This window comes from Streptococcus sp. GMD1S (assembly GCF_000296875.1).
Classification (GTDB): domain Bacteria; phylum Bacillota; class Bacilli; order Lactobacillales; family Streptococcaceae; genus Streptococcus.
The window spans coordinates 1-7,869 of the sequence record NZ_AJQY01000330.1; the positions used below are offsets into that span (position 1 = coordinate 1).

A 7,869-nucleotide genomic window follows, 5' to 3' on the forward strand; every position below is an offset into this window, starting at 1 on the left:
AAAATAGTCAATAATGGGGTACAAAATAGTCAATAATGGGGTACAAAATAGTCAATTATTTATCTGCAAACCCTTGATATTACTGAGTTTCTAAGGTCGACAAAGTATTATAAAGTAATATAAAGTATATTAGAAAGTAAATTAGAAAGTATCTTCTTAAGAAAAAAATCTATATTTTATTTTTAAAAAATAAAAAAATCTTTCACTCAGTTCACTATTTTCTATCTAACCACTTACAAATATATTAGACTAAAATCTAAACTTCAATATCAAATAGGAAGTCAAATACATTTCGCTTCCTATTTTTCTATAGTTTTACATAAGACCCTCTGCATATATGATCGCATCATGAGAAAAACTGAGTTTTTAACGTTTTTTGTACCATCCCACATTTAAGACATCATCAGAAGCCATATTTTGGCCGTTAACAGCATCCTTGAGTATTTACAGTAGTTTTTCCTTTGCTAAACTTATAAAACGCAGTATAGGGCTAAAAATGCATGTTAAAAGAATTTAATCTTTATCATGTGCTCACTGCTAAAGATATACTAAAGAAATTTAGTCAAAAAACTCAGTTTTTCTTGTATTATGGTGTATTATTAAATAATACTGTGTGGTATAATATGTATTATATTAGTTAACGGGGTGAAAGTTTTGACTGAAAAAATGACTGTCCTAAATATCAGGATGAGCGTTGAAGAAAAAGAAGAATTAAAGGAAAGAGCTGCAGAACTTGGAGATTCGATCAGTTCATATGCTAGAAAAGTACTCTTCCAAGAGGATAATACAAGCGACTACGTAGATAATACAAATGTATTACAAGAGAAAGATGAGCGTATATCAGACCTTAAAACTCAAATAGACGACTACAAGAAGCAAATTGAGCAACTGCATACGATTATTTTGGCAACTCAGAAAGATAATCAGTTGCTGATTGAACAGAAAGCGAAGAGATGGTGGAAGTTTTGGGAATAGCTTTGAACATCTCATCTTTTTTAACTTTATATACATAAAAAAGTCCTCGAACAAACAGCTCAAGGACACACTAAATCCCTAGAAGACAACAGTCCTCTAGGGATTTTTACGCTCTTTTTTTGATTAACGAGTATTTTGAGGCTAAATGCCGACTATCCTCGTCGTCCAACTATTCACAAATGAAATATGCTAATACATTTGCCATAACGCTGAAGAAGAGGTCAAATAAGTTGCTCACGACTCTCACTTTCTATCCTGCTCGGTAGGTTGTGATCAATTATCTTAGCTCATTTGCTTTCAATTTCTTTAGGGGGATAGTGGACGTTTTTTCTTTTATATAGATTGGCTAAAATAAATTCATCTGTTTCTTATACGTTTTTCAGAAATTGTATAAATTTCGTTATCACTTCTCTTACCAATAGCAATGACTTCAATAATTTCAATTGCATTGACAGTTTCATGAAAAACAATTCTCAGGCCCAGTTTTTTGTGTTTTAACTTCCTGTAACCTGCTAAATTACCGTGAAGAGCCTCTCCGGCAAGCATTCCTTGATTTTCTAACTTGATAAGTGACTTTTTAACATGAAGACGTTGACTATTATCTAATTTATAAAAATCATCTTGTGCTTCAGGTATCAATTCAACTTTATAACTCAATCCCAACCATCCTCTACATTTTCCAAACCTTCACGCCAATTTGAACCAAGAAATTCATCGACAGTTAAATTTTTTCGTGCTTCAAGTTCAAATGGAATTTTACGATCACGTCTGATTTTATTGAAATATAAATTAATTGCTGTAGTATAGTCAAGTCCAATCTCGTTTAAGACCTCACCGACTTCCTGTTTTAATTCAGAGTCAATACTTAGATTCAATCTTGCTTTTGTAGTTGTAATAGCCATTTAAATCACCTCATCTTTTTGTGTATATTATACACAAAAAGACAGATTTCTTCAAGCTATTTTTTTTCTCGTTGATAATTTTTCTGTATAAATTGTCAAAAAATGATGCTGAGATAGTCATTCTGAGCTGATTTCAGTTTAGAGGGCGGATAATCTATCGCTAAAATTCCTTACAGCCCCAACGGTTTATGCTGTTTTTAGCCACACTCTAAAACTTTCCGAAAAAGACCAATTTTTCGGAAAGTTGTTTTTTTGAAAAGTTCATCTCAAAATTCACCTTATTGTTTAAGAGACTTTAGGGCAAACCCATCTTGAGTAATAAGCAGTATCTCTTCTAGTACCTTTTATGATGGGACATCTTTGATGTTACAGCGAAGTAGTCAATCTTCATGTTGTTTTTCCATGCTTAGTCACCGACAACTTTAAGATCGCTAGCGACTACTTTTACTCCGCACCAGGTACTACGTGCTATGTTCCACATGACGGATATAGGGATTAATCAGTTCAACCGTCATTATACGTATCATGGGTTTAGCCATACTTTCGTGTATGTTCGTACCCCCTATCAGTGGTGGGGATTTGTAGGAAAGACACCATTTATTGACTTTTTGCACGGGTGGCTTTAAGATGTTGCTGGACGCCTTTCTTGATAATCACTCAGAGTCGCCAGAGTGTCTGGCCCGAGATATGGCAAGGATATACCGCTGCCTGCACCAGTCCTTCGACGCTGACAAATTGCGACATATCATGTAAATTGTCGCATAAAAGTAGTTTCAAAAAAAAGAAAACTTTGTTATAATGTATGTGTAATTTTTAGAAAAGAGGTATTAACTATGGAAAATCTAGTAGTTTCAATCTTTAGCACTGAAAGCGAAGCTTATCAGTCCTTTGCGGATTTGAAGGCTTTCCGCCAAACTCAGACGACCAAGGTTGCTCAAATCGCCTTGGTCAAAAATGAAAACGGTCATATCGTTGAAAAAGAACGCTATGACTTTGAAGATTCAACGACGGATGCAGCCCTAAAAGGTGGCTTGCTCGGTTCAGTTATCGGGCTTTTGGGTGGTCCTATCGGCGTCTTGTTTGGTTATGGTATGGGTAGCCTCTATGGTTTGGCTGCTGGTGATACCATTGATACGGCAGAAACTGGCCTGATTGACGTTGTTTCTCAGAAATTGACTAACGGTGAAACAGCCGTTGTTGCCTTGGTGCAAGAAGACAACGAAGCAGTCATCGATGCTTACTTCACCAAGTACGACACCCAAATCGTGCGTTGGGATGTAGCAACCGTCGTAGCCGAAATCGAAGCAGCTCTGCAAGTCCAAGAAGACCTCTACAACCAGGCACGTGCACAAATGAAGGCTGAACGTAAAGCCGAACGCAAGGCTAAACTTGAAGAATTCAAGGCAAATGTCAAAGCAAAATTTGACAAATTGAAAGCGTAAGCACTCAAGCATCTCATAAAAAATAGGCTTTCTACTTCTGGAAGATAGCCTATTTTTTTAAAAAACTTCTTCGCGATCAATCCCTGGGTATGGAGCTTGATCATTTAAAATACGATTTAAACAATCTATGCTCGCTTGTAGATAGAACAATTCATTTTTTATGGCTGCTGCATCAGATATTTCTGCTAATCGACCACACTGCCGTTGCATATGCCAGATTACCTTTTGGATATTTTTTTCTTTTAAATTTTTCATGGTTAAATTATATCTTGAGAAGTTCTTGAATTTTTTAAAAATCCTGAAACGCTTGAATTTTAAGCTCAACAATCAATTTATTTAATAGTAGTAAATATTGTGTATTCTCGAGTTATTGACTATAGAGATTTGGTATGTTAAAATACAATTGAGATATGATATTCTTCTTCATTGAAGCTCCATGTCTCTAGCTAGATTTCGCTGATTCATAACCTCTTTCTTTTATAAGAAAGGAGTTTCTATGGATATAGAAATTAAAAAATTATTCAGCGAGATTATTAACGTAGTAATAAAAATCACTATCACATCTGTATTTTTTAGTGAACTATTAGCTACTACGTTGATTCTTGAAGTTCCCTCATTGATGGAACGTTTATACTCCATCTATGATAAACGGAAAAAACAAGACAAATCTTCATTTTTAACGTGTGAATACACAAAAAAACAAAAATGGAAATGGAGGCGGCTCACTCTTTTTGTTTTATCAAGTGCATTCTTATTCATGTTATTTAAACAGCATGAAGACTCATTTGATTTGTTGTTGAAAATACTTAGTCGTAATTCTGCATTTATTTCGCGTTTTATGTTAGATAGTGTTGAAATGACAATAAAAAAACGATTACGACAGCAGTTAAACAATCGTAATCGTCAATAATAGTATCCACTCAAAAGAGTGTATGAATCATATTTGTAAATTACGCCAATAATTTACAAATCGAAATCTAGTAACGAAACTTCCAAAAAATTTTTTTGGGAGTTTTTATGTAATAATTTATTCTTCAGAAAATTATTTGTGTTAATTAAAACATTAATTGCGTTAATTAAACACTGACATATTGTATCACATTTACACATTTTTGTCAATTTGACATCGTGAATTTATTGATATTTCGCTTGAAATTGTAATTTTTTTTTCGTTTTCCTCAAACAGGAAGTTTTCCTATCATACTTTGATTTGCCCATGATTTTCTGTTAATCTAGTAATAGATAAAATTGCAAGGTGAAATCATGACAAAATTAGAGAAAAAATATGACGAATTAGAGGGATTTTGGTCTCCTGCCGTTCGATTATATGTAGATTATTTTTTTACTACAAATACAAAAGACTTATACAACTACCGTAAGTTAAATAGCTTGAAAAAATTCCTTGATTTCTACGCGAGTAACCATCTTAAAAAGTCTACCAATGAATTAACCATGGATGATTTAGAGCAAACACCTGTAGAAGTTGTTGCAGATTATGTCAACTCTTTAGAGCTAAAACCAGACGGTAAAAAACGATTTATTAGTGTCTTAAACTCATTCTGGAACTACTACACTGTTGTATCATTCTCAGGTGATAGAAAAGCCCCATACTTCTACCGCAATGTTATGAACGAATGGATCAATGAGTATGGCATACTTTCTATTTTTTCATCAAAAAGAGGAGCAGGGAACACAGTACGAGTAGTTCATTATGATTTGCCATCTATGCTATACTTTTTTGATGAAATTGATAAGAATGAGAAACCTATGAGTCCCTATGACTTCTTCCTTGATGAAGAAGAAGGCTCATCTAAATTGCTGAAAAATAAAGACAGGGATTTAGCAATCATCGCTTTACTTGCTGGAACTGGAGTTGATCTTGAACAATTAGCGCAAACTACTTATAGAGATATTGACTTACACAAACAGACGCTAATAGTTACATCTCCTAAAGGTGAACGGATTAAGAAACCTATTTTAAGTGAATTTATCCACTATATCTCACCGTACATTAAAGAAAGAGAGAAATCGGTAACTACTAATACTAGTGATTCTCTATTTCTCGACTTCAAAAGAAGACCACTAACTGCTCCAAAAATATCAGGAGTAATAAGTAGGATAGAGCGCATTTTTGAAAAATCTTTATCCGCAGCCATTTTAAAACAGACTCATTCGTGCATTCTACTTGAGAAAAATAAGGATTTTTTGGATCTAGTCCAAAGAGAAAAGTAATATGGGGTCAATTTTGCGCACCTTTTTCTCATATATTACAAGACTCTCTATCCCCTTTTGTTATTTTTAATTCAATTTTTCAATAAATAAAAAAGAGAGACTTAACTAAGTACTCTCTTTTTTTACTTTTATTATCGGATATAAAGGCTCATGAGAAAATAATTGTGAGGCATATTGTAGTATTGTTTTGTAATCTCTGAAGAGAATACTAACCCAACCATAGCATAATCATCTTTGTATCTCTCGTAGAGTTTTTCAAAATAATCAGGGTTGCTAACGTCACCATAGTTTAATTTTACAAGGGGCATTTTTTCTTTGTCAAAATAATCATCTATGTAGGTCAAGATTAAAGAGAATGGACTATCAGGTTCTTCCACTAATTCAGCCGATACTATATCGTAAGGCATGATACGTTCTGTCATACACTTCTCTAATAATCTTTCGTTTTCTTGACGTTCATCAATCACTATATCGTGCATGATGGCCTCTGTGATTTGAGACAGTGCATTGACCTCTGGTAATGCAAACAAGGTTACGGTATTCTCTTGTGTTTTCTCGTAGTAAGAAAAGCCACTGTCTCCAAAAGGTACGGTATATAAATTGTCAATAAAATTCACAATGCGTACATGCAGACGATTATCTTTTGGCTCTGAAATATTATCAAAGACAAAGAAAATTGTATCTCCTCGATAATATTTCATTTGAAAGTATCCCATTATCTTCCCAAGCAGCTTGAAGTGAGGCTCTGTATTCCTGTCATACTCAATTAAATACCTCTGGCCTCGAACAAAGATCACTGCATCTGGGACAAGTGAAATAAGTTTTCGGTTAAACGGAAAAAAGTAAGTGATGTTCAATTCTCTGGGTGATAAATCTGTGCACTGTTCAACTATTCGTCTACCGATTTTCAGAGCTAATCTTCTTGTATGATAATCATGTAGATGTATTTTTCTGATACCATCTTTACCACCAATCATTTTGTTTGTCTTAAGGCTATAATGCGAACCTTTAAACTCTGTTACCTTTGTCAGCTCAGTAAGACCTGGTATTTCATGAATGATATCTAACAACCAGTCAGCAAAATACTTAGGAACATATAGAAACTTAGTCTTACCTATTCTATAATTGTCTTCAAAGTGACTGAGGGGCATTCTGCTATTTCCTATGAAGGAATACAGTGTTCTGTTGTTTAATTCTTTACCCGTAAGGATATAATACTGATCCAGTATCATTTCTCTTGAAAAATACCTTAAGCGAATTAAATGATACATGAGTAAGATTGTGTCTCTTGTAAAATATATCTTCTTTGCACCATTTGGACTTGGCAAGTAATAAGCCACTACATCTTTTGGGATCTGCTCTATTTTTTCTTTGCTTTTTCTTTGTTTTCTTTTAGCGTTCATAAATCATTTTCTCTTCTCTATTTTTATCAAGTATCCTTCTTTCACTTTTTCATATACTTGTATTTCAGACCAATCTTCTTTACGAAATAAATCAGCAATTCTTCTTTGCTCTTGGATAAGATTCCCATTTTTGTCCTTTATTTCATCTTGATAGACTGATTCTGATACATAAAGTGTTAATTCTTGACTACTATGATTTTTGTCAATCTGCAAAAAAATAATATAATCATTAAAGGCCATATGTTTTCGACCTTCAGGTCCTATGAACTGTTTATATGAGACCATTCTGAATTTAATACTATCTATAAAATGTTCAAACTGATTATTAGTATTATTCTCGTAAAGTTCAGTTGCATATTCTGATATAGCTGCAATATCTGAATATGAGATAGTTATGCTCTCTTGTGAGTATCTATCATGTATTATCTCTAATATTCCAAAAACAATCTCTACTTCATGCTTAGATAGCGGTCCTAGATCAAAATGGTCTGGCAAATCGCTATTATGATGTATAACTGCTATATACTCTTTTTGATCTTTTTTTAATTTTGGCATTGATTATACGCTCCTTGTTTGTTTCTTATATATATTTTATCACGCCTCATTTCACATTCAAAGCTATCATAGCCCAAAACGGACTATGATAGCCGAAAACGGTTTCTTCTCAAAAATCAACTCATTTTTAGCAGCTACAGCACGTTCAATTTATAGTTCAAATTTTAGTCATATTCTAAAACATAGTGAAAGTAGAGGTAATACCCCTATAAAGTCACGTTGTTTTAAATTCGACTCTACACTTACAGGGACGTGGGTTTTCGGTTCTTCTTTTGAACCACTATGTTTCTCGACCTAAAAAACCATTAACCACCTCATTCCTATTTCGTTGTAAACCAAGCAGCATCAAGGGATTACAGT

General features: G+C 33.7%; 9 protein-coding genes. 4 read left to right on the forward strand and 5 right to left on the reverse strand.

Annotated features, from left to right (window positions below; translation table 11 throughout):
- The first annotated feature begins 654 nt into the window (after positions 1-654).
- The gene (locus GMD1S_RS09695) at positions 655-975 is read left to right on the forward strand and encodes a plasmid mobilization protein (RefSeq protein WP_008295520.1); all 321 of its coding nucleotides are present in this window, start codon (positions 655-657) and stop codon (positions 973-975) included.
- A gap of 357 nt (positions 976-1,332) precedes the next feature.
- Here GMD1S_RS09695 and GMD1S_RS09700 read toward each other — a convergent pair whose 3' ends face one another.
- A complete protein-coding gene (locus GMD1S_RS09700; RefSeq protein ID WP_003015041.1) occupies positions 1,333-1,632 on the reverse strand; it encodes a type II toxin-antitoxin system RelE family toxin in 300 nt (99 codons plus the stop codon).
- The gene (locus GMD1S_RS09705) at positions 1,629-1,877 is read right to left on the reverse strand and encodes a type II toxin-antitoxin system RelB/DinJ family antitoxin (protein ID WP_001018847.1); all 249 of its coding nucleotides are present in this window, start codon (positions 1,875-1,877) and stop codon (positions 1,629-1,631) included. The genes GMD1S_RS09700 and GMD1S_RS09705 overlap by 4 nt, the downstream gene beginning before the upstream one ends.
- Positions 1,878-2,710: 833 nt before the next feature.
- Between GMD1S_RS09705 and GMD1S_RS09710 the strand changes: the two genes are divergently transcribed.
- Positions 2,711-3,319, forward strand: coding sequence for a DUF1269 domain-containing protein (locus GMD1S_RS09710; protein ID WP_000429534.1), 609 nt, complete (start codon positions 2,711-2,713; stop codon positions 3,317-3,319).
- Between the two features lie 57 nt (positions 3,320-3,376).
- Here the strand turns inward: GMD1S_RS09710 and GMD1S_RS09715 are convergent, their stop codons facing one another.
- Positions 3,377-3,574 carry a hypothetical protein gene (locus GMD1S_RS09715; protein ID WP_000793101.1) on the reverse strand — a complete coding sequence of 66 codons (198 nt, stop codon included), beginning with the start codon at positions 3,572-3,574 and terminating at the stop codon, positions 3,377-3,379.
- Positions 3,575-3,815: 241 nt separating this feature from the next.
- On the opposite strand from GMD1S_RS09715, the gene GMD1S_RS09720 reads away from it, so the two are divergent.
- Together GMD1S_RS09720 and GMD1S_RS09725 are read left to right on the forward strand one after the other, a co-directional pair.
- Positions 3,816-4,229, forward strand: coding sequence for a hypothetical protein (locus GMD1S_RS09720; protein ID WP_000350619.1), 414 nt, complete (start codon positions 3,816-3,818; stop codon positions 4,227-4,229).
- Between the two features lie 353 nt (positions 4,230-4,582).
- Positions 4,583-5,551, forward strand: a complete 969-nt coding sequence (locus GMD1S_RS09725) for a tyrosine-type recombinase/integrase (RefSeq protein WP_000163596.1) — start codon at positions 4,583-4,585, stop codon at positions 5,549-5,551.
- Positions 5,552-5,682: 131 nt separating this feature from the next.
- Here the strand turns inward: GMD1S_RS09725 and GMD1S_RS09730 are convergent, their stop codons facing one another.
- Both GMD1S_RS09730 and GMD1S_RS09735 read right to left on the reverse strand, forming a co-directional pair.
- A complete protein-coding gene (locus tag GMD1S_RS09730; protein WP_000992275.1) occupies positions 5,683-6,954 on the reverse strand; it encodes a hypothetical protein in 1,272 nt (423 codons plus the stop codon).
- A gap of 3 nt (positions 6,955-6,957) precedes the next feature.
- Positions 6,958-7,509, reverse strand: coding sequence for a hypothetical protein (locus tag GMD1S_RS09735; RefSeq protein WP_001125257.1), 552 nt, complete (start codon positions 7,507-7,509; stop codon positions 6,958-6,960).
- Positions 7,510-7,869: the final 360 nt, after the last annotated feature.